This is a genomic window from Mesorhizobium sp. M1252 (assembly GCF_040318265.1).
Lineage (GTDB): Bacteria > Pseudomonadota > Alphaproteobacteria > Rhizobiales > Rhizobiaceae > Mesorhizobium.
In genome coordinates, this window is sequence record NZ_JAMYLX010000002.1 from 560,822 (window position 1) to 582,075 (window position 21,254).

Here is a 21,254-nt window from a genome sequence, read left to right on the forward strand (position 1 = left end):
GGCTCATGCCGCCACCATGCTGTTGTCGTTCGTCAGTCCGCAAGCCCTCAGCACGGCGCGGGCGACAAGCTCGCGCGCTGCGTCGAGCCGGTATTCGGCGCTGCCGCGCACGTCGGCAATCGGCGAGAGCTCGGCCATCGGCGCGGACAGGAGCGCATCGGCGAGTGCCGGGCCGACAGGCTTGCCCACCAGCACGGCTTCGACAGCGGCGAGCCGCTTGGCCACGGCCGAGCAGGACCCGACCGCGACAGCGGCTTCCATGACCATGCCATCCTCGGCAACGAGGCGCGCCGCCACCATGGCGATGGAGATGACGAGGTAGCGCCGCGCACCGAGCTTGACGAAGGCCGACGTGCCGGTGGCCCTGGGCTTCGGCACCCGGATGGCGGTAACCAGCTCGCCCGGTAGCAGCGCGGTGCGGCGGTTGCCGAGAATGAACTCCTGCAGCGGCAGATGACGCGTCCCGGCTGCAGAGCGCAGCTCGACCTCGGCGTCCAGCACCAGCAGTCCCGGAACGCCATCGGCGGCAGGCGAAGCATTGCAGAGATTGCCGGCGATCGAGGCGACATTCTGGATCTGCAGGGAGCCCACTTCGCGCGCGGCCTGCTTCAGCGCATCGAAAGCCGCCGGCAATGGATGGCGGACAAGGTCGGTCCAGGTGGTGCGGGCGCCCAAAACCCAATGGGTTTCGGTCTCGGCAATGCCGCGCAGCGAGTGCAGGCCGTTAATATCGAGAACATTGTCGCGGAACGGTTTGGCGCCCTGCGCTGGATAGAAATCGGTGCCGCCGGCAAGCACGCGCCAGGCGCCCTCGCCCAGCAGAGCGAGCGCCTCGTCGAGCGTGGTGGGTTTCGCGTAACGGATCACGCTTTGCCTTCCAAAAAAATCGGCCTTCCCATTGGGGCCTTCAAAGGTGGGGACTTCCCGAACCCGCCAGTGTCTGATCAGGCCAAATTCATTCGTATGCAAATGATATCAAGCTGGCGGAAATTGTCAAAGCCGGAGTTTAAGGGAACCCGGCCGCCAAGCATTTCTTACGCTTGCAGAGGTTGACGCAGGCGGCCATCCGGTCAAGTTTCAGCATCCGGTCGCATCAGCGGCGTATTTCACTCGATCCCCCGTTCGAGACGTAGAAGAGGAGAGGCGCCATGGCCGACGAAGCGCTTGTTGTCATCGACCTGCAAAACGACTTCTGCCCCGGCGGCGCACTGGCGGTTGCCGGCGGCGACGAAATCGTGCCGCTGGTCAACGATCTGATTCGGCATGCCGAGCATGTCGTGCTGACGCAGGACTGGCACCCGGCCGGACATTCGAGCTTTGCCTCCAGCCATCCGGGGGCGCAGCCCTTTAGCGCGATCGAGATGCCCTATGGGCCGCAGACGCTGTGGCCGGACCATTGCATCCAGGGCAGCCTCGGCTCGGATTTTCACTCGGGGCTCGCCTGGACCAAGGCCGAGCTGGTGATCCGCAAGGGATTTCGCCCTGATATCGACAGCTACTCCGCCTTCTTCGAGAACGACCACAAGACGCCGACGGGGCTCGCCGGCTACCTCAAGGAGCGCAGCATCGACAGTGTGACCCTGGTTGGCCTGGCGACCGACTTCTGCGTTGCCTTTTCGGCCCTCGACGCGGTCAAGCAAGGCTTCAAGACGACGGTGCGGCTCGACGCGTGCCGCGGCATCGATCTAAACGGTTCGGTCGAGGCGATGCTGAAGAGGATGCGCGATGCCGGGGTGAAGCTCGAAGACCCGATCTCGGAGTGACTGGATCGTGACGCATCGAGGGGGCTGCACACAGTTGGGGAAGGCTTTCGCGGCAGGTGTACTCGCTTCCGCTGTGTCTCCGCAAATGGCCTTCGCGGCCGAGGCCCGCGGCCTGCCCGATGCTGCCATGTCGCTGTGGTGGGCGCTGCCTTTCGCCGGCCTGCTGCTCTCGATCGCCACCGGACCGCTGCTGTTCCACTATGTCTGGGAGCATCATTACGGCAAGATCGCCGCCGGCTGGGCAGCGCTGGCGGTCATCCCGCTGATGGTTGCATTCGGCGTTCCGGTAGCCGGTGAAGCCGTGCTGCACACGCTGCTCACCGAATACATGTCCTTCATTATCCTGCTGTTCGCGCTCTACACCATTTCGGGCGGCATCCTTGTCGCCGGCAACATCCATGGCACGCCGCTGGTCAATGCCGGGCTGCTGCTCGTCGGGGCGATGCTGGCCTCGGTGATCGGCACCACCGGCGCCTCGATGATCCTGATCCGGCCGATGCTGCGCGCCAACGACAACCGGCAGTTCAACGCCCATGTCGTCATCTTCTTCATCTTCCTGGTGTCCAACATCGGCGGCTCGTTGACGCCCTTGGGCGACCCGCCATTGTTCGTCGGCTTCCTGCGCGGCGTCGACTTCTTCTGGACGTCGGCGAACCTCTGGCGCGAGACGCTGTTTACCGGCGGCCTGGTGCTGCTTGTCTTCCTGGCCATCGACATCATGCTGCATCGCCGTGAAGGCGGCGCGCCGAAGATCAAGGATCCGACGCCGGATACGAAGGTGCGCCTTCGCGGCCTGGCCAATCTGCCGCTGCTGGCCGGCGTCATTGCCGCGATCCTGCTGTCGGCAGCGTGGAAGCCGGGCGTGAGCTTTTCAGTGCTGGGCGTGAGCCTCGAACTGCAGAACCTGGCGCGCGACGCCATTATCCTGGGGCTCGCCGGACTGTCGCTTGTCGTGTCACTCAAGAGCCATCGCGAGGCCAACGGCTTCACCTGGGGCCCGATCGCGGAGGTGGCGAAACTGTTTGCTGGCATCTTCATCTGCATCGTGCCGGTCATTGCCATCCTTCGCGCCGGCCATGACGGCGCGCTGGCGCCGCTGGTCGCGCTGGTGACGTCACCCACCGGGCAGCCCAATGATCTCGCCTATTTCTGGCTGACCGGCGGGCTGTCGTCCTTCCTCGACAATGCGCCGACCTATCTGGTGTTCTTCGAACTCGCAGGCGGCGACGCGCGGCACCTGATGACGGAGGCGGCCTCGACGCTGGCCGCGATCTCGGCCGGCGCGGTGTTCATGGGGGCCAACACCTATATCGGCAATGCACCCAACTTCATGGTCTACGCCATCGCCCGACACCGCGGTGTGAAGATGCCGGGCTTCTTCGGCTACATGGCATGGTCAGGGCTGGTGCTGATCCCGATCTTTTTGATCGCCGGGTTCCTGTTTTTCGGCTGATCAGCCGACGCCGACATAGCGCCTGACTGCCGATGGGTCGGCGCGCAATTGCTCGACATCGACGGTCTCGCGGTTGCGGCCGTTTTCGATGAAGCAGACGCGGTCGGCGACCGACAGCACGGCGTCGACGCGCTGTTCGACCAGAATGGTGGAGACACCTAGCTCACGCAGCTTCACCACCGTCTCGCGGATCTTGGCGATCATCGACGGCATCAGCCCTTCGGTCGGCTCGTCTAGCAACAGCACCTGCGGCTCCAGACAAAGCGCGCGGGCCATGGCCAGCATCTGCTGTTCGCCACCGGACAAAGTGCCGGAGCGCTGCCGCAGCCGCTGGCGCAGCAGCGGGAAGAGGTCGAGCACGCTCTCGCGCGTCGCTCTTCCCTTGCCGCGCGCCATCAGGCCGATCTCGATGTTTTCCGCCACCGTCATCTCGGCGAACAGCCGCCTGCCCTGGGGCACATAGGCGACGCCGGCCTTGGGCACCTCATGCGCCGCCAGGCCGGTCAACTCCTTGCCGGCGAGCCGGATCGAACCGGCGCTCGACCGAACCAGCCCCATGATCGCTTTCAGCGTCGTCGTCTTGCCGGCGCCGTTGCGACCGAACAGGCACAGCACCTCGCCCTTGTTGAGCACTAGGTCGAGCCCATAGAGCACCTGAACCTCGCCATAGAAGCAGTCGAGCCTGGAGATAGTCAGCGCTTCAGTCTCGTGGGCTTCAGTCTTGGGGGCTTCGCTCATGGCGCCGTCCCCAGATAGGCTTCCTGCACCTGTGTGTTGGCGCGAACCTGTTCGGGCGTGCCTTCGGCCAGGATCCTGCCGGCGTTGAAGACCGTGATGCGGTCGGCCAGCTGCATGACGACAGGCATGTTGTGCTCGATCAAAAGCACGGTGGCGCTCTTGGCGATCTCGCGCACCAGTTCGATGAAATTGTCGATCTCGCTGTCGGCCAGCCCTTGCGTCGGCTCGTCGAGGATCAAAAGCCGCGGCTTCAGCGCCAGGCCCATTGCCACTTCCAGCAGGCGCTGATGGCCGTAGGAAAGCTGGCCGGCCGGCATATGGGCGCGGCCGGCCAGTCCGGTGCGTTCCAGCGCGGCCATGACGCCGGTGCGCACCGCACCTTTCGAGCGGGCATCGGTCAGCGTGCGCTGCACCGGCAGCGCGACATTATCGTAGGCAGAGAGGTTGGCGAAGACGCTGGTGATCTGGAAGGTGTAGGCGATGCCCCGGCGCACCCTGAGATAGGCCGGCTGGCTGGTGATGTCGGCGCCGTCGAAGACGATCATGCCGGACGATGGCTGAATGCGGCCGCTGACCAGGCTGACGAAGGTGGTTTTGCCAGCGCCATTGGGACCGATGACGGCGCGGATCTCGCCCGGCATCAGCTGAAAATCGACACCGTCGACGGCGCGCAGGCCGCCGAAACTGCGCGCCAGGCCTTTGGTGGTCAGCAACGGCATCATGGCAGCCACCCGAGCCAGCGCTGGCGGATGGTGCCCAGAATGCCTTTGGGGAAAAACAGCACCAGCAGGATGAGCGCAATACCGACGATCAGGAGATAGGCGGAGGTGTAGCCGCTGGCGGTGTCGATGACATAGTACATGAACACCGTGCCGAGCAGCGCGCCCAGCGTCGTGGCGGCGCCGCCGAGCAGCACCCAGAGCAGCGGCAGGATGGAATACTGCACCGAGGCAAAGCTCGAGCCGACATAGCCGAACAGCAGCGCATAGGCCGCACCCGAGGCGGCGCAGATGGTGCCGGAGACGACGACGGCGATCAGCTTGTTGGAGAAGGTGTCGTAGCCCAGCATTTTCGTGCGCTCCTCGTTCTCGCGCACCGCGACCAGCACGCGGCCATAGCGGGAGCGGACGATGGCGAGGGTGATCAGCAGCACGACCGAGAACAGCGCCAGCGCGCTCATGTAGCGCACGGTCGGGTTGGTGAGGTCGAGCGATGTCGAGCCGAAGGCCAGAACCCGCGCCGGCTGCGGCACCACCAGACCCTGGTCGCCGCCGGTCCAGGCGGCGAAATAGAGGATGGTGAGGTAAAACACCTGCGCGAACATCATGGTGACGATCATGAAGGCGACGCCGGTGGTGCGCAGCGCCAGCAGGCCGATCACAAGTGCCAGCAGCGCGCCGCAGGCGATACCGGCGAGGAAAGCCAAAGGCACGCTCCAGCCGAGATGGATGACGGCGAGACCAGCGCCATAGAGCCCGGCGGCGAAGAACATGGCGTGGCCGAGGCTGAGCAGGCCGACATAGCCGAACAGCATGTTGTAGCCCATGGCGAACACCGCCAGCACCATGATGCGGGCGAGCAGGCCGTGATGATAATCCGGCAGGACGAAGCTCAGGGCGAACAGCAGCGCGATGGCGCCGATATGCAATGCATACGCTTTTGCCGGCGAAGCTTCGCTCATCGCGGCGCCTGCCCGAACAGGCCTTGCGGCCTGAACACCAGCACCATGGCCACCAGCAGCGTGGCTATGATCTTGGCCAAAGTCGGCGAGAAGAACACCGAGATGATGCCATCGGACAGGCCGATCAGCACGGCGGCAACGACGGTGCCGCGCAGCGAGCCGAGGCCGCCGATGATGACGACGATGAAGGACAACAGCAGCGGGTCCTGCCCCATCAGGTAGTGCGCCTGACTGATCGGCACGATCAGCACGGCGGCGATGGCCGCCAGCATGGCGCCGAGCGCGAAGACGCCGGCATAGACGCGGGCGACCGGAATGCCGAAGGCCTGCGCCGTCTCGCTGTCATATTGGGTGGCGCGCATGATGAGGCCGATCTTGGTGCGCGTCAGCACCAGCCAGGTGGCGATGAGCAGAAGGGCCGAAGCGGCAATGATCGACAGCTTGTAGCCGGAATAGCCGAACCAGGGCAAAAGGATGCGGTAGCTGAAGGGCGGCTCCACCGGGCGGGCTTCCGGGCCATAGAAGCTCAACGCCAGCTGCTGGATGATGTAGAGCATGCCGATCGTGGCGACGATGGTGGCTTCCGGATTGTAATTGAGCCGCCGCAGCACAAGCCGCTCGGCTACCAGCGCAATGGCGCCGACAATCAGCGGCGCAATCACCAGCGCCGCCAGGAAGCCGAGCGTGGGATGGCCGGGTATCGCCGTCGAGATCGCCCAGGCCAGCACCGCGCCCAGCATGAAGAACTCGCCATGGGCGACGTTGACGACGCGCATGACGCCGAACACCAGCGACAGCCCAAGCGCCGTCAGCGCCAGCACGGCTGAGGTGACAAGGCCTTCGAGGGCGGCGAGGAGGAGATGGGGTCCGAAATGCATTCAGGGCGCCCTTACCCTCCCCTTGTGGGGAGGGTGACCGCGCAGCGGTCGGGTGGGGGTTGGGCACGGGCCGTCGCGACCCCCACCCCGTCTCGCAAGCTTCGCAAAAGTGCGAAGCTTGCGTGCCGACCCTCCCCACAAGGGGGAGGGTAAGGCGCCTCACAGCGCCTGCGTCGTATAATCCCCTTCGGCCTCGTAAAGCCCGTCCTCGATCTTGGTCTTGTGGACGACATTCAGCTTGCCACCTTCGACCTTGGAGATGTTCTGGATGCCAAAACACTGGTGGATCTTGCCGTTGAAGGTCTTCGGCCCCTGCGGATGCTCCGGCCCTTCGGCGAATTCGGTCAGCGCCTCGGTCGCCTCGACCAGCTTGGCGCGGTCTTCCAGGCCCTTGTAGCCGGCGTCTTCCATCGCCTTCTTGACGACATAGAGCGTCTCCCAGCAGCCGAACATGTGGGCGGCGGTGGAGACGTCCTTGGGGTCGCCGACGGCAGCGCCATTTTCGTCGATGCCAACGGCGGCGCGGTAGGCTTTCTGCGCGGCCGAGTCATTGGCCTGGGCATAGCGCGGCGAGCCTTCCCAGAAATGGCTGCCGTCCAGGAATTCGAGGCCGGGGCTGTTGATGTCGGTGGCTTCGAGCGAATCGATGAAGCCGAACAGCTGCGGCCGGTTGGAGCCGTAGAACTCGCCGAGTTCCTTGACGAAGGTGAGCACGGCCGGGCCGACCATCACGTGGTAGATGACTTCGGTCTCGGCCGGTATCTGCGGGAAGTATTTCGTAAAAGACGACTCTGTCGGCGGGATGGCGATCTGGGCGATGACCTCGGCGCCTTGCGCCTTCAGCGCCGGCGGCAGGTAGTCGCGATGGTCGTAGCCGAAGGCGAAATCCGGGAAGATCTGCGTCACCTTCTTGCCGGCATTGGCCGCGATCCATGGCGCCATCGACTGGATCTGGCTCTTCACATCGGTGATGCCGGGCTGGAAGACGTAGCGGTTGAGCTTGGTCGAAGCGACATGGTGGCCTTCGCTGACGACGAAATAAGGGATCTTGTTTTCGCCGGCGGCCGGCGCCGAGCCGATCACGACATGCGAGAACAGCGTGCCGAAGACGATGTCGGTCTTGTGCTGGGTGGCGAACTTGCCGACCACTTCGGCGCCACGGCCGGGATCGGTGCCGTCATCCTCGATCACCAGTTCGACCGGCCGGCCGTTGATGCCGCCGGCATCGTTGATCGCCTTGACCGCGGCGGCACTGGTCTTTTCGTACCAGCGGCCATAGGCGGCGCCGATGCCGGTGCGGTGCGACTGGAAGCCGATCTTGATTGGCGCCGAACTCTGCGCCTGGCTGTAGCGGACGAAGCCGGGCGCGAGCGTCAGCCCGGCGCCGGCGGCGAGACCTTTCAGCGCGGTGCGGCGGCTAAGGGTGGATTTGGAGAGATCGAAAAACCCATTCTTGTCAGTCACGGCAGTTCCCCTGTTTTTGAGTTTTGACTGTCTGTAACGAGGCAAGGCCACTCCCTTGCAGGAGGGGCAGAAATTGCATGTGTACAAACTAAATCACCAAAGCACAGAGCTTGCAAGCGGGCTTTCCGCAAAGGCATGTTGATCAGCTTGTCTCATCCGGCCGTCGGCGTGGCAAGCAACCACAGGCCGAAGATCGTGTAGGCAATCATCAGCATGGTGAGCGGCAACTGGCTGAGGGCGGCGCGCGATGGCACCTGGTGCAGTCGCCAGGCCAGTCCATGGGCAACGAGCACCGCCAGCATATGGCCGGCGATGATGATGCCGGCCTGCAGGTTCCACAGCCACCAGGCGGAGTGGGCCCCGGCGACGATGCCGGCCTCGATCTGCATGTCGGCGGCGCCGAACAGGTTCCATCCCAGCGCGAACGGGTCGGACAGAGCGGCGATCGCATACTGGCCGTCGACCAGCAGCGCCGTCAGATAGTGCGCGACATGATAGGCGAGCGCGATCGGCACGATCGACCACACCAGCAGCCTGGCGGCCTCGCGGAGGGAATGTCGGCTGCCGGCGAGGCGCTGGCCGAGGATGACGGCCAGCAGGAATGCCGCCGCCAGCAGAACGAAGGTCAGCACGAGGCCGAAGCTGCTAATGCCGATGAGCGCGGTGCGGCCGGGATATTCCAGCGGGTTGATGCCGGACAGGCCGAGCCAGAAGAAGGTTTTCGACAGGCCGTCGAAGGACACCGATGACAGGCTGAGCAGCAGGAAAGCGATGCCGCTTGCCGGCAGGGGTGCCGCGCCGAGCAGTTTTGAGCCCGGCCAGCAGAGAGCGAGCCGCCCGTGTTCATTGCGCTCGACGATGGCGAAGCGCGCCACCATGGCGAAGAACACCGTCAGGAATTCGCCGCGCCGGCTCCAATCGCGGTAGCCGAAGGCGAGCATGGCGATGAAGGTAAGCAACCAGTAGAGGCCGGCGGCATAGGCCAGCCGCGCCGGGTCGTCGGGCGCCGGGTCGATCAGCTCGAACCAGGCAAAGGCGAAGAACAGGATAACGGCTGGCCAGCAGCCGAGCCATGAAGGCAAACGCAATTTCTGTCCCTCACCGCCACGAAGCTTGAACAGGCGGCTTACGATCCGCCACGGGCCATACCATGGATTCGGCCACGACCAGACATCGCCGAACAGGCCTTGCGCGATGGCAAGGCCGACCCAGAGCAGCGTCCAGATGGTCAGGGGCAGCGGATTGGAGAGCGGATCGCGGCTGCCGAACAGGCCGGCGGCGATGAGCGTTGCGAAACCGGCAAAGGAGATGAGGCTGATGATTGTGCGAGGGGTGTCGGCGAATGGGAAGAGCGGCAGGCGGCGGCGCCAGAAGCGGTCGAGGGTTGCGGGTGGCAGCAGGGCGAGGACGAGGAAGCTTACCGCGACGGCAAGCGCGCCGCCGGCGATGTAGTAGCCGGTCGGGAGGAGGAGGACGTGGCCGCGGTCGGAGGCGTGGGCGAAGGCAGGGGTGGGGAGGAGTGTGAGGGTGGGGGAGCAGGCGACATATGTCAGCCTGACGCGATCCTTCACACCCCCCTCTGGCCTGCCGGCCATCTCCCCCGCAAGGGGGGAGATTGGATGTCGCCGGGGCTTTCGCCAACTTTCAAGGGTAAAGAAAGAGGCGCGGTACTCGATGCTGCCAATCTCCCCCCTTGCGGGGGAGATGTCCGGCAGGACAGAGGGGGGTGGGCGGCAACTCACGCTATCGCGATTTCCATTTCGTCCAGCAAGGCACCCGCCGACCCTCAAACCTTGACCAGCTGCTCCACGCGGTCCTTCGCCCCAAAAATCCGGAGATAGCGCTCGATCTCCTTCTTGTCGCCCGTCGCTTTCGCCGGATTGTCCGACAGCTTCACCGCCGGCCGGCCATTGGCCTCCGTCACCTTGCAGACCAGCGATATCGCATCCAGGCTGTTGGTTTCGGTCGGCGCGCAGCCTTCGAAATCGTTGGTGAGGTTGGTGCCCCAGCCGAAGGACATGCGCACCTTGCCCTTGAAGTGCCTGTAGGTCTCCTCGATGGTTTCGACCTCGAGACCGTCGGAGAAGATCAGCAGCTTCTGCCTGGGGTCCTTGCCCTTCTCGCGCCACCAGTCGATGATTTTTTCGCCGCCTTCGATCGGCGGCGCGCTGTCGGGGCGGAAGCCGGTCCAGTCGGCGACCCAGTCCGGGGCGTCGCGCAGGAAGGATGCGGTGCCGAAAGCGTCGGGCAGCACGATCAGCAGGTTGCCGCCGTAATAGCGCTGCCAGTCCTGCAGCACCTTGTAGGGCGATTCCTTCAATTCCTTTTCCGACTTGGCAAGGGCGGCAAAAACCATCGGCAATTCATGCGCGTTGGTGCCGAGCGCTTCGAGGTCGTTGTCCATGGCCAGCAGCACGTTCGAGGTGCCGGTGAAGGCTTCGCCAATGCCTTCCTTGAGCGCCTCGACGCACCAGCGCTGCCACAGGAAGGAATGGCGGCGGCGGGTGCCGAAATCGGAGATGCGGATGCCGGGCAGCGCCTTCAAGCGTTCGGTCTTGGCCCACATCTTCCCCTTGGCGCGTGCATAGAGCACGTCAAGCGCGAAGGGACCGAAGGCGCGCATGGCGGCGCGGGAACGAAGCTCATTGATGATCGCCAGCGCCGGGATTTCCCACAGGGTGGTGTACATCCAGGGACCGCTGAAGGAGAGCTCGTACTGACCGTCGCGCTTGGACAGCTCGTAGTCGGGCAGCCGAAAACCTTCCAGCCAGGCGAGGAATTCCGGCTCGAAGATCTGCTTGCGGCCATAGAAATTGTTACCGCCAAGCCAGATCATCTCCTTCTTGGAGAAGCGCAGCGTGCGGGCATGGTCGAGCTGGTCGCGCAATTCGCCTTCGTCGATGTCGTCGGCCAGGCGCACCGAGGTGGTGCGGTTGATCAGCGAAAAGGTGGCGTCGACCTTGGGGTACATGCCCCAGATCATCTGCAGCATCAGAAGCTTGTAGAAATCGGTGTCGAGCAGGCTGCGGACGATCGGGTCCAGCTTCCAGGTGTGGTTGTAGACGCGCCGCGCTATATCGGTTCTTGCCATGTCCTGCCGTCGCCTTCGCTGCTCACGTCTTTCTTACGCAATTCCGGACGGGAAACCGCCGCACAGTTTTCCTGGAATTGCCGGGCAAGAGCTTATTAGCATTGAATTTTTGAAAGCGCCTCCCGCTTTCCGGGCTGGCCCGACAAAAAGCAGCCGCTCAGGTCCAGCCTCAACTCTTGGCGCCCACCACCCGCAGCGCCGGACGCTTCCTGCGGCTGCCGATGCGGCCGGCCACCGGCGCGTCGGCCCGGCTGTCGGCCTGTTCCTTTTCGGCAAACAGCCAGTCGACGAACAATTGCACGATAGGCGCCGAACGCATCTCGTTGCGGCAGACGACGTAGAAATCATCGACCGCCGGCACCGACAGGCTGAACGGCGCCACCAGCAGGCCCCTGGCGAGCAGCATGCTGGCGGTGACGGAATCGCCGAGAGCCACGCCATGTCCGTGCACCGCGGCTTCGATCGCCGTACGGGCGTCGCCGAGATGGTGGCGGCGGCCACGTTCGAGGTCGAGCCCATCGGCGGCGGCCAGCCAGGTGTGCCATTCGCGGCCATCATCGCCATGCAGGATGACATGGCCAGCAAGATCCCGGCAGATGCGGAGCGGCCGGTTGTTGATCAGCGTCGGGCTGACCACCGGGAACAGTTCGAGGCCCGACCATTTGCGCATCCAGCAATCGGTCCAGCTGCCGTCGCCATAGAGCACGCAGACATCGACCTGTGGGGCGCGGATGTCCTTGGGGTCGTTGGACGGGATCAGCGTCAACCTGATATCAGGATATTGCGCCATGAAGCTGCCGAGCCGCGGCGTCATCCACAGAAGCAGCAGCGCCGGCACGCAGGAGACCGACAGCGTACCGGCGCTGGCTGGCCTGGTCATGCGCTGGGTGGCGGCGGCGATGCCGTCGAAGGCGGTCGAGACCGCCGGCAGCAATTCGGCGCCGTGCGGGGTGAGCTTTACCCGCTGTCCGGTGCGTTCGAACAGTTTTACGCCGAGTGATTGCTCGAGCGCCTTGATCTGGTGGCTGATTGCGCCGTGGGTGACGTTGAGCTCACTCGCCGCCTTGGTCAGCGAGGCATGCCGCGCCGTCGCCTCGAAGGCGCGCAAGGGATTCAAGGGGGGCAGACGCTTGGCCATGAGCAACCGGATACTCTGTGAGATTTTCTCACAATCAGCACCGTAACAATATCAATTGATTTTTCAATGCGGCTGCCGGACACTTTGGCAGGTCAACAGCATCAATGACGTGAAATCTACAGGCAGCCAGCGGGACAGCGACCCGGCCGGATGATGGTCAGTTCGCAGATGTCGCCACGGCCGCATGCATCAGCCCGCAGGAGGAGACCGACATGGGTTATGACAGAGGCAAGCTGGAAGCCTTGCGCCGCAAGTATGGCGAGAGCCATGGCGGCGAGATGTTCGACCCGAAGTTCCGCAAGGTCGCCGACAAGATCTTCTCCAAGAGCGGCACAAGGCTGGCGCCCTATGCCGGCATCCCCACCTTCCTCGCCGCGCCCTACCGTGAAATCGCTGCCGACAATCCGGATTTCGGCGATTTGCAGGTGGCGATCATCGGCGTGCCGATGGATCTCGGCGTCACCAACCGGCCCGGCTCGCGCTTTGGACCCAGGGCGCTGCGCGCCATCGAGCGCATCGGCCCTTACAATCATGTGCTGGAATGCGCGCCGACGCATGAGCTTCGCGTCGCCGACATCGGCGATACGCCGTTCCGCAGCCGTTACCGGCTGGAGATCAGCCACGAGGATATCGAGCGCCGCACCAACCAGATCGTCGATGCCGGCGTGCTGCCGCTTTCGGTCGGGGGCGACCACTCGATCAGCCATCCGATCCTGAAGGCGGTCGGCAAGAAGGCGCCGGTCGGCATGATCCATATCGACGCCCATTGCGACACAAGCGGGCTGTTCGACATGACCAAGTTCCATCATGGCGGACCGTTCCGCAACGCGGTGCTGGACGGCGTGCTCGACCCCACCCGCACCATCCAGATCGGCATCCGCGGCTCGGCGGAGTATCTGTGGGAGTTCACCTATGAATCCGGCATGACGGTCGTGCATGCCGAAGAGGTGACGGGTCTCGGCATCCCCGCCATCATCGAGAAGGCGCGCAAAATCGTCGGCGACGGCCCGACCTACATTTCCTTCGACGTCGACAGTGTCGATCCGGCCTTCGCGCCAGGCACCGGCACGCCGGAAATAGGCGGCCTGACGACGCGCGAAGTGCTCGAACTGCTGCGCGGCTTGAAAGGCCTCAACATCGTCGGCGGCGACGTCGTCGAGGTGGCGCCGCAATATGACGCGACCACCAACACCGCCCATGTCGGCGCCCAGGTCCTGTTCGAGATCCTGAGCCTGATGGTGTTCAGCCCGGCGATCACCGGCAAGGGGGCCTGACGGATTTCACATGCAAAGGCGGCCGCCGCGCTGGAGCCGGCGGCCGTTTCCAAAACAAACAAGCTTCCAGAAGGGGAATACCAATGACAATCCAAATGAAATCAACCATCGCCGCCGCGCTGATGCTCGCCGGCCTCGGCTTCGCCTCCCCGGCCAATGCCGACGCCGTCGACGACATCACCAAGGCCGGCGCCATCAATGTCGGCATCTTCTCCGACTTTCCGCCCTTCTCCTCGGCCAGCGCCGATATGAGCATCAAGGGCTATGACGTCGACGTCGCGCAGGCGATCGCCGATTCACTCAAGGTGAAGCTCAATCTGGTCAGCGTCACCGGCCAGAACCGCATCCCGTATCTCACCGACAAGCGCGTCGATATCCTGATGAGCGTCGGCTATTCCAAGGAGCGCGAGGAGGTGATCGATTTCGCCGCCGCCTATGCGCCCTACTACATCGCCGTCATCGGTCCGGCAGCGCTTTCGATCAAAGGCAAGGAAGATCTCGCCGACAAGTCGATCGCCGTCAATCGCGGCACGCTCGAGGATACGTCGTTGACCGAAGCGGCGCCGTCATCGGCCGACATCAAGCGCTTCGACAACTACAATTCCGTCATCCAGGCCTTCATCTCCGGCCAGACCCAGCTGATGGTGGTCGGCAATGATGTCGGCGCGCAGGTGCTGGCCAAGCAGGACGCGCTGAAGCCGGAGCAGAAGTTCCAGCTTTTGACCTCGCCTTCGCATATCGGCCTCAACAAGAAAGAGGACCGGCTGAAGACGGCGGTCAATGATGCGGTTGCCAAGATGCTGGCCGACGGCAAGCTCGACGGGAGCTCGAAGGCCTGGCTGAAGACGCCGCTCAATCCCGACAACCTCAAGGATTGAGTTCTCGTGGCCTTTGCCTGGCTCCCAGGTGCTGTGGGCGACATCGCGCGCGGCGCGGCCACGACGATCCTGTTGATCGTCGTGACCACGCTCGTGGGCACGCTGCTCAGCATCCTGGGCGCTGCCGGCCGGCGCAACGGCCCGGTATTCGTGAAGCGCGCCATCGCGGTCTATGTCGAGGTGATGCGCAACACGCCGTTCCTGGTGCAGCTGTTCTTCATCTTCTTCGGCCTGCCCAGCCTCGGCATAAGGCTCGACCCGATCCTGGCCGCCATGCTGGCAATGACGCTCAACATGGCGGCCTACACCATTGAAATCGTCGGCGCCGGTCTCGATGCCGTGCCCGGCGGACAGACGGAAGCAGCGCTTGCACTGGGCTTGAGACCGCGCCAGGTCTTCATCAAGATCGTGCTGCCGCAGGCGCTCAAGGTGATCTACCCGGCGCTGACCAGCCAGATCGTCATCATGATGCTGGAATCGGCCGTGGTGTCGCAGATCGCCGTGCGCGAGCTGACCTATGAGGCCGACATGCTGCAAGCCCGCACCTTCCGGTCCTTCGAAACCTATTTCGTCGTGACCCTGGTCTACCTCGTCCTGTCCATGGCCTTGCGCCGGCTGCTGGTCACAGGCGGGCGCCGCGTATTGGGGGCAGGTGTCACATGATCGAATTCACCTTCTGGGACATCGTTCGCAATCTGCTGCTCGCCGCCCGCTGGACGGTGCTGTTGTCGCTGGCCGCCTTTGTCGGCGGGGCGCTGGTCGGGCTGATCGTGCTGTTCTTCAGGATCGCAGAGAATAAATGGAGCCAGCGGGTCGCTTCCGGCTACATCGCCCTGTTCCAGGGAACGCCGCTGTTGATGCAGCTGTTCCTGATGTTCTTCGGCCTGCCGATGCTCGGCCTGCGCATCGAGCCATGGACGGCAGCGGTGCTCGGCCTGACCTTCTTCGCCAGCGCCTATCTGGCCGAGATCTGGCGCAGCGGCGTCGATGCGCTGCCGCTGGGACAGTGGGATGCCGGCGCCAGCCTCGGCCTGCACCGCCTGCAGGAGCTCAGGCTGATCATCCTGCCGCAGGCGTTCTCGATCACAAGGGCGCCGATCGTCGGCTTCCTGGTGCAGTTGATCAAATCGACGGCGCTGACCTCGATCATCGGCTTCGAGGAGCTGGTCAGAACCTCCAACGCCATCAACAACGCCACCTTCGAACCGTTCAAGGTCTACGGGCTGGTGGCGCTGATCTTCTTCGTCATGTGCTTTCCACTGACGCAATACGCCCGTACGCTCGAACAACGAGCGGCGGCCCACTGACGCCAGGGGGCGACAGTGCGTGAAGGGAACCTGCCGGGAACGGCATCAACTGAGGAGAAACCAGATGAACAGACTGATCGGAAAATCTCTGACACGGCGCGGCGTGCTTGGTGCGGGCCTCGCTACAGCCGGCGTGCTCGCCATGCCGTCGATCCTGCGCGCGCAGGACAAGTCGCTGAAGGTCGGCGTCTATGGCGGCTATTTCAAGAAATCCTTTGACGAGCACGTCTTCCCAGATTTTACCAAGGCCACCGGCATTGCAGTGGAATCGGTCGCCGAGCCGACCGGCGAAGCCTGGCTGGTGCAGCTCGAACAAGCGTCCAAGGCCGGCCAGGCGCCGGCCGACCTTTCGATGATGTCGCAGACCTCGACGCTAAAGGGCCAGTCGACCGAATTGTGGACGCCGCTCGATACGTCGAAGTTCAAGCACTACAACGATTTGTTGCCGCGCTTCGTCAACAAATATCCGGATGGTCGCGTTGCCGGCATCGGCGCCGTCGCCTGGTGGATCACGCTGGTCTCCAACACCGATGTCTACAAAGATGCGCCGACCTCATGGGAGACGCTGTGGGACAAGGCCAATGAGGACAAGCTTGGCCTTCTGGCACTTGCCTCGAACTCGTTCCTGCTCGAAGTGACAGCCAAGACCTTCATGGGCGGCACCAATGCGCTCGACACCGAGGACGGACTGAACAAGGCGTTCGAAAAGCTCGCCGAGCTCAAGCCGAATGTCCGGCTGTGGTATCGCGACGAGGCGCAGTTCGAGCAGGCGCTGAAGTCGGGCGAGATCCCGATGGGCCAGTATTATCACGACGTCACCGGCCTCGCGGTCGCCGACGGCTTCCATGTCCGCTCGACCTTCCCGAAGGAAGGCGGCATCCAGGACTCCGGCAATTGGGTGCTGTCGCGCGCCTCGACCAAGGTCGACGAGGCGCATGCATTCATCGACTATATGAGCCAGCCGTCGATGCAGGGTCTGATGTCGCGCAAGGTCGGCACCACGCCGACGCTGAAGAAAGAGGTGCTCGACCTCAAGCCGGAAGAGTTCGCCGCGGTGTCGTCGGATATCGATCCGATCATCCCGCGCTATGACCTCTATACGTCGAAGGCCGACTGGATCAACCAGAAGTGGACCGAGCTGATCGTCGGCTGAGCCGCCCGTTCCGCTTGAAAACTGATCGGCCGCCGGATTTCCTCCGGCGGCCATTTCCTGGAATTGCTCCAGCGCACAGCCTGAGAGGGATGAGCATGTCCGGACTAGATATCAACGCCGTCACCAAAAAATTCGGCAACTTCGCCGCCGTCGACAATGTCCAGCTCAACGTGCCGCATGGCACGTTCGTGTGTCTGCTCGGCCCATCGGGCTGCGGCAAGACCACGCTGCTGCGCATGATTGCCGGACTGGAGGAGCCGACCAGCGGCGCCATCGTGCTCGACGGCGAGGACATCACGCCTTTGCCGACGCACAAGCGCAATCTCGGCATGGTGTTCCAGTCGCTGGCGCTGTTTCCGCATCTCTCTGTTGGCGACAACATCGCCTATGCGCTGCGCATTCGCGGCGCCTCGAAGGAGGAGCAGAAGAAGCGCGTCGACGAGTTGCTAGGCCTCATCCATCTGACCGGCTTTGCCGACCGCCCGGTGGCCAACCTGTCGGGCGGTCAGCGCCAGCGCGTGGCAATTGCACGGGCCTTGGCGCTGTCGCCGAAACTGTTCCTGCTCGACGAGCCGCTGTCGGCGCTCGACGCCAAACTGCGCGAGGCCATGCAGGTGGAACTGCGCCAGTTGCAGCAGCGGTTGGGCATCACCACCATCGTCGTCACCCACGACCAGCGCGAAGCCATGACCATGGCCGACCTCGTCGTCGTCATGGGCCACGGCAGGATCCTGCAGGCGGCGCCGCCGATCGAGATCTACCGCAAGCCGGCCGACGCCTTCGTCGCCGACTTCATCGGCATCACCAATCTGCTGCCGGCCGAGATCGACAGCACCGGGCGCACCACCATTCTGGGCACAGCCATTCCAGGTCTTGCCATGCCGGCGGGTCAGACTAAAGCGTCTGTATCGGTCCGCCCCGAGGATGTGCATCTCGGCAGCCCCGGCGGCTCGGCCATCACCGGCGAGGTGAGTTTCGTTCGCGATCTCGGCGGCACCATCGAGACCTTCGTCGATGTCGGCGGCACCAGCATCATTGCGGTGACGACGCCGCGCGAGCGGCATGACGTGCCGGTCGGCGCCCAGGTCGGCGTAACGCTGCCGCCCGGCAGCTGCGTGGTGCTCGGCGCATGAGACGCGAGGCTCCGAAGTCGCTAGCCGACTACACGCCGCTGTTCTTTCCGGCGCTGATGCTGATCGTCTTCTTCGTCGTGCCGTTCTCGACGATGATCGCGGTGAGCTTCTTCAAGCGCAACCCGTCCGGTTTCTACACGCCGGACTTCGTGTTCGACAATTACGCCCGCTTCCTGTCGGTGTTCTTCGGCGGCGTGCTCGGCTTTTCGCTGATGCTGGCGGTGCTGGTCGCCGTCTGCTGCGTCGCCATCGCCTTCCCCTTCACCTACCTTTTGACCCGTCGGCCGCGCCGCGTGCAGACGCTGTGGCTGGTTGGCCTGCTGTCGGTGCTGTCGCTGTCTGAGGTCATCATCGGCTTTGCCTGGTCGACGCTGTTTTCGCGCACCGCCGGCATCACCAATCTGTTCGTGGCGATCGGGCTGATGGAAAAGCCGGTGGCGCTGCTGCCGGCCTTCGGCGCGGTGCTGACCGGCATGGTCTACCAGGCGCTGCCCTACACCATCCTGGTCCTCTATCCCGCTCTGGTCCGCCTCGACCCGACATTGCTCGAAGCGGCACGCACGCTCGGCGCCTCGCCTATCCGGGCCTTCTTCAACGTCGTCGCGCCGGCGCTGCGCAACACCATCGTGGCGACGCTGATCATGGTCTTCGTCTTTGCGCTCGGCTCCTATCTGCTACCGCAGATTCTGGGACGCCCGCAACACTGGACGCTGTCGGTGCTGATCACCGACCAGGCGATCTACCAGTCCAACATGCCGTTCGCGGCCGCAATGGCGGTGTTCCTGGTGCTGATCTCGCTGGCGCTGGTCGGACTGACGCTGCTCGTCGGACGAAGGGAGAACGCCCTATGACCGCGACCTTGCTGCGCCGTGTCTATTTCACCATCGTCGCGCTGTTCCTGGCGGCGCCGCTGATCGTCGTCGCCGGCGTGTCGGTGAATTCGCGGCAGGAGCTCTCCTTCCCGCCGGTCGGTTTCTCGCTCGCCTGGTACGCTCAGATCTTCACCGATCCGGAATGGCGGCTGGCGCTGATCCATTCGGTGACGCTGGCCGTCTGCTCGGCGGCCATTGCCGTGGCGGTCGCGCTGCCCCTGGCTTGGTTCCTGTGGCGGCGCATCGCGCCATGGGCGAACATCTTCCAGGTGCTGGGGCTTGCCCCCTTCATCCTGCCGCCGGTCATCACCGCGCTCGGCTTCCTCTCCTTCTGGGCGACGGTCGGGCAGTTCGGCCAGTTCTTCACCGCCATAATCAGCCACGCCATCTTCTTCGTGACGCTGCCGCTGGTGACGCTGTCGCTCGGCTTTGCCTCGATCGACCGCTCGCTGGTCGAGGCCGCGGCGACCATGGGCGCCGATGACCGCACAGTGCTGAAAACCGTGGTGCTGCCGTTGATCCTGCCCTACCTCGTCTCGGGCTACGCCTTCGCCTTCGTCTTGTCGCTCAACGAATACATCGTCGCCTACATGACGATCGGCTTCACCACCGAGACGCTGCCCATCAAGATCTTCAACGCGCTGCGCTACGGCTACACACCGACCATGGCTTCGGTGTCGGTGTTCTTCGTCGCGGTGGCGGCACTGGTGTTCGGCTCGATCGCCAGGTTCGGCGATATACGCAGACTGCTCGGCGCGATGTCGTCGGACGGGAGCTGAGCGCAGCCACGCCAAACGAGAACGGCCGCCGAACCCGGCGGCCGTTTTGCTTTTAATGGCTGAAGACGAGCGGCGGCGCGATCCTATCCCGCCGCAGCCAGCGCGCGAGGAGCAGCACCGCCACCACGGCCAGCCCCGACGCCAGGCCGATCCAGATGCCGACGCCGTGCAAGCCGAAATGGAAGGCGAGCAGCACGCCGAGCGGCAGGCCGATGCCCCAATAGCCGATCGCCGCGTAAATCATCGGCACCTTGGTGTCGTGCAGGCCGCGCAGCATGCCGGCGGCAACGGCCTGCGCGCCGTCAAAGATCTGGAACAGCGCGGCAAAGGCCAAGAACGACACGGCCAGCGCGATCACCTTGGCATTGGCCGGATCGGTCATGTCGATGAAGGCGCTGATCAACAGATGCGGCCACAGCACCATCACCAGCGCCATCAGCGCCATGGACGAGACGCCGATGACGAAGGCGGTCCAGCCGGCGCGCGAAACGCCGGCCGGATTGCCGGCGCCGTGGGCCAGGCCGACGCGCACCGTCACAGCCTGGTTGAGGCCGAGCGGCACCATGAAGGAGATCGAGGCGATCTGGATGGCCATAGCGTGCGCGGCCAGCGAATCCGCATCGATCAGGCCCATCAGCAGGGCTGCCGCGTTGAAGATCGTCACCTCGAAGGCGAGGATGCCGGCGATCGGCATGCCGAGCCGCAGCAGACCCTTGAAACGCGGCCAGTCGGAGCGCCAGAAGCGACCAAACAGGCGGTAGCGGCGGAACTTCTTCTCCAGCATCACTACGGCTGCCAGGCCGCAGAACATCAGCGTGCTCGACAGCGTGGTCGCCAGCCCCGAACCGGCAATGCCCATCGAGGTGACGCCGAGATTGCCGAACATGAACACCCAGTTGAAAAAGGCGTTGCAGGCGACGGCGACGAAAACGATGACCAACGCCCAGCCTGGCCGCTCCAGCGCCGAGATGAACGAGCGCAGCACGATATAGCCGTAGAACGGCAGCACCGCCCATTCCAGCCAGCGCAGATAGATGCCGGCCTGGTGGGCGAGCGCCGGCTCCTGGCCCATGGCCAGCAGAATGGCCTCGCCATGCCACAGCACGATCCAGATCGGGATCGAGATCAGGATCGCCAGCCACAGGCCCTGGCGCACGGTACGGCGCAAATCGCGCACCGAATAGCGCCGGCGGCCAAGCTCGGTGGCGATCATCGGCGAGGTCGCCAGCATCAGGCCGAGGCCGAAGATCAGCGGCATGAAATAGAGATTGGCGCCAAGCGCGCCGCTGGCCAGCGTGTCCGCGCCCAGACGCCCCATCATCATGACGTCGGTGGCGGTCATCGCGGTCTGGCCGAGATTGGTCAGCACCATCGGCCAGGCCAGCGCCAGCGTCGCCCTGATTTCCTGACGCCAAAGATTTTCCGGCGCACGAGCGCCGGCTTCGATCGCAGACATTGTCCTGCTCTTTCCGATTGCGGCGCGTCGGCAACGAGGCCGGAAGCCGCACTTCCAAACGGCAAAACCTTCGGTTTCGCAGCGTTTGCGTCGTTCTATTGGACGAAATGCGGCATGAAGGCAAGGGACGACGGGCAGCCGGCGATTGAGCCAGAAGCGGGAACCCTCCTATCCGGCTGCCCTTATCTGTTTTACG

20 protein-coding genes are annotated in these 21,254 nt (G+C 64.2%); 10 read left to right on the forward strand and 10 right to left on the reverse strand.

Annotation, left to right across the window (positions count from 1 at the left end; all coding sequences use genetic code 11):
* Nucleotides 1-3: 3 nt before the first annotated feature.
* Nucleotides 4-867 carry an FAD binding domain-containing protein gene (locus tag NKH22_RS06125; protein ID WP_023683559.1) on the reverse strand — a complete coding sequence of 288 codons (864 nt, stop codon included), beginning with the start codon at nucleotides 865-867 and terminating at the stop codon, nucleotides 4-6.
* A gap of 281 nt (nucleotides 868-1,148) precedes the next feature.
* Here NKH22_RS06125 and pncA point away from each other — a divergent pair, with 281 nt between their 5' ends.
* Both pncA and NKH22_RS06135 read left to right on the forward strand, forming a co-directional pair.
* On the forward strand, nucleotides 1,149-1,763 hold the full coding sequence (gene pncA / locus NKH22_RS06130; RefSeq protein WP_023683560.1) for a bifunctional nicotinamidase/pyrazinamidase: 615 nt from the start codon (nucleotides 1,149-1,151) through the stop codon (nucleotides 1,761-1,763).
* Nucleotides 1,764-1,848: 85 nt separating this feature from the next.
* Nucleotides 1,849-3,216 carry a sodium:proton antiporter gene (locus tag NKH22_RS06135; RefSeq protein ID WP_050588706.1) on the forward strand — a complete coding sequence of 456 codons (1,368 nt, stop codon included), beginning with the start codon at nucleotides 1,849-1,851 and terminating at the stop codon, nucleotides 3,214-3,216.
* Here NKH22_RS06135 and NKH22_RS06140 read toward each other — a convergent pair whose 3' ends face one another.
* The 8 genes from NKH22_RS06140 to gcvA form a co-directional block, all read right to left on the reverse strand.
* Nucleotides 3,217-3,954 (reverse strand): ABC transporter ATP-binding protein, encoded by a 738-nt coding sequence (locus tag NKH22_RS06140; RefSeq protein WP_023683562.1) that lies wholly within the window; start codon nucleotides 3,952-3,954, stop codon nucleotides 3,217-3,219.
* Complete coding sequence (locus tag NKH22_RS06145; RefSeq protein WP_023683563.1) at nucleotides 3,951-4,676, reverse strand: ABC transporter ATP-binding protein; 726 nt, start codon at nucleotides 4,674-4,676, stop codon at nucleotides 3,951-3,953. Before NKH22_RS06145 ends, NKH22_RS06140 begins: the two co-directional genes overlap by 4 nt.
* A complete protein-coding gene (locus NKH22_RS06150; protein WP_023683564.1) occupies nucleotides 4,673-5,635 on the reverse strand; it encodes a branched-chain amino acid ABC transporter permease in 963 nt (320 codons plus the stop codon). Before NKH22_RS06150 ends, NKH22_RS06145 begins: the two co-directional genes overlap by 4 nt.
* Entirely contained in the window at nucleotides 5,632-6,513 is an 882-nt protein-coding gene (locus NKH22_RS06155; RefSeq protein ID WP_023683565.1) for a branched-chain amino acid ABC transporter permease, read from the reverse strand. Before NKH22_RS06155 ends, NKH22_RS06150 begins: the two co-directional genes overlap by 4 nt.
* A gap of 159 nt (nucleotides 6,514-6,672) precedes the next feature.
* On the reverse strand, nucleotides 6,673-7,977 hold the full coding sequence (locus tag NKH22_RS06160) for an ABC transporter substrate-binding protein (RefSeq protein WP_023683566.1): 1,305 nt from the start codon (nucleotides 7,975-7,977) through the stop codon (nucleotides 6,673-6,675).
* A gap of 152 nt (nucleotides 7,978-8,129) precedes the next feature.
* Complete coding sequence (locus NKH22_RS06165; RefSeq protein WP_023700438.1) at nucleotides 8,130-9,572, reverse strand: hypothetical protein; 1,443 nt, start codon at nucleotides 9,570-9,572, stop codon at nucleotides 8,130-8,132.
* A gap of 191 nt (nucleotides 9,573-9,763) precedes the next feature.
* Nucleotides 9,764-11,068, reverse strand: coding sequence for a nicotinate phosphoribosyltransferase (gene pncB / locus NKH22_RS06170; RefSeq protein WP_023683568.1), 1,305 nt, complete (start codon nucleotides 11,066-11,068; stop codon nucleotides 9,764-9,766).
* 169 nt (nucleotides 11,069-11,237) lie between these two features.
* Nucleotides 11,238-12,206: a transcriptional regulator GcvA gene (gcvA, locus tag NKH22_RS06175; protein ID WP_023671280.1), complete on the reverse strand. Its 969-nt coding sequence runs from the start codon at nucleotides 12,204-12,206 to the stop codon at nucleotides 11,238-11,240.
* Nucleotides 12,207-12,418: 212 nt separating this feature from the next.
* Here gcvA and speB point away from each other — a divergent pair, with 212 nt between their 5' ends.
* The 8 genes from speB (at nucleotide 12,419) to NKH22_RS06215 (ending at nucleotide 19,602) form a co-directional block, all read left to right on the forward strand.
* Nucleotides 12,419-13,480, forward strand: a complete 1,062-nt coding sequence (gene speB, locus NKH22_RS06180) for an agmatinase (RefSeq protein ID WP_352909165.1) — start codon at nucleotides 12,419-12,421, stop codon at nucleotides 13,478-13,480.
* An 83-nt stretch (nucleotides 13,481-13,563) separates the two neighbouring features.
* Complete coding sequence (locus NKH22_RS06185) at nucleotides 13,564-14,358, forward strand: transporter substrate-binding domain-containing protein (protein WP_352909167.1); 795 nt, start codon at nucleotides 13,564-13,566, stop codon at nucleotides 14,356-14,358.
* 6 nt (nucleotides 14,359-14,364) lie between these two features.
* A complete protein-coding gene (locus NKH22_RS06190; protein ID WP_023671277.1) occupies nucleotides 14,365-15,021 on the forward strand; it encodes an amino acid ABC transporter permease in 657 nt (218 codons plus the stop codon).
* A complete protein-coding gene (locus NKH22_RS06195) occupies nucleotides 15,018-15,665 on the forward strand; it encodes an amino acid ABC transporter permease (RefSeq protein ID WP_023739697.1) in 648 nt (215 codons plus the stop codon). The genes NKH22_RS06190 and NKH22_RS06195 overlap by 4 nt, the downstream gene beginning before the upstream one ends.
* Before the next feature lie 64 nt (nucleotides 15,666-15,729).
* Nucleotides 15,730-16,818 carry an ABC transporter substrate-binding protein gene (locus NKH22_RS06200; protein WP_023671275.1) on the forward strand — a complete coding sequence of 363 codons (1,089 nt, stop codon included), beginning with the start codon at nucleotides 15,730-15,732 and terminating at the stop codon, nucleotides 16,816-16,818.
* Nucleotides 16,819-16,913: 95 nt separating this feature from the next.
* Nucleotides 16,914-17,951 (forward strand): ABC transporter ATP-binding protein, encoded by a 1,038-nt coding sequence (locus tag NKH22_RS06205; protein ID WP_352909168.1) that lies wholly within the window; start codon nucleotides 16,914-16,916, stop codon nucleotides 17,949-17,951.
* A complete protein-coding gene (locus tag NKH22_RS06210; protein WP_352909170.1) occupies nucleotides 17,948-18,802 on the forward strand; it encodes an ABC transporter permease in 855 nt (284 codons plus the stop codon). The genes NKH22_RS06205 and NKH22_RS06210 overlap by 4 nt, the downstream gene beginning before the upstream one ends.
* On the forward strand, nucleotides 18,799-19,602 hold the full coding sequence (locus NKH22_RS06215; RefSeq protein WP_023729764.1) for an ABC transporter permease: 804 nt from the start codon (nucleotides 18,799-18,801) through the stop codon (nucleotides 19,600-19,602). Before NKH22_RS06210 ends, NKH22_RS06215 begins: the two co-directional genes overlap by 4 nt.
* 52 nt (nucleotides 19,603-19,654) lie before the next feature.
* Here the strand turns inward: NKH22_RS06215 and NKH22_RS06220 are convergent, their stop codons facing one another.
* The gene (locus NKH22_RS06220; RefSeq protein WP_352909172.1) at nucleotides 19,655-21,058 is read right to left on the reverse strand and encodes an MATE family efflux transporter; all 1,404 of its coding nucleotides are present in this window, start codon (nucleotides 21,056-21,058) and stop codon (nucleotides 19,655-19,657) included.
* Between the last annotated feature and the right edge of the window lie 196 nt (nucleotides 21,059-21,254).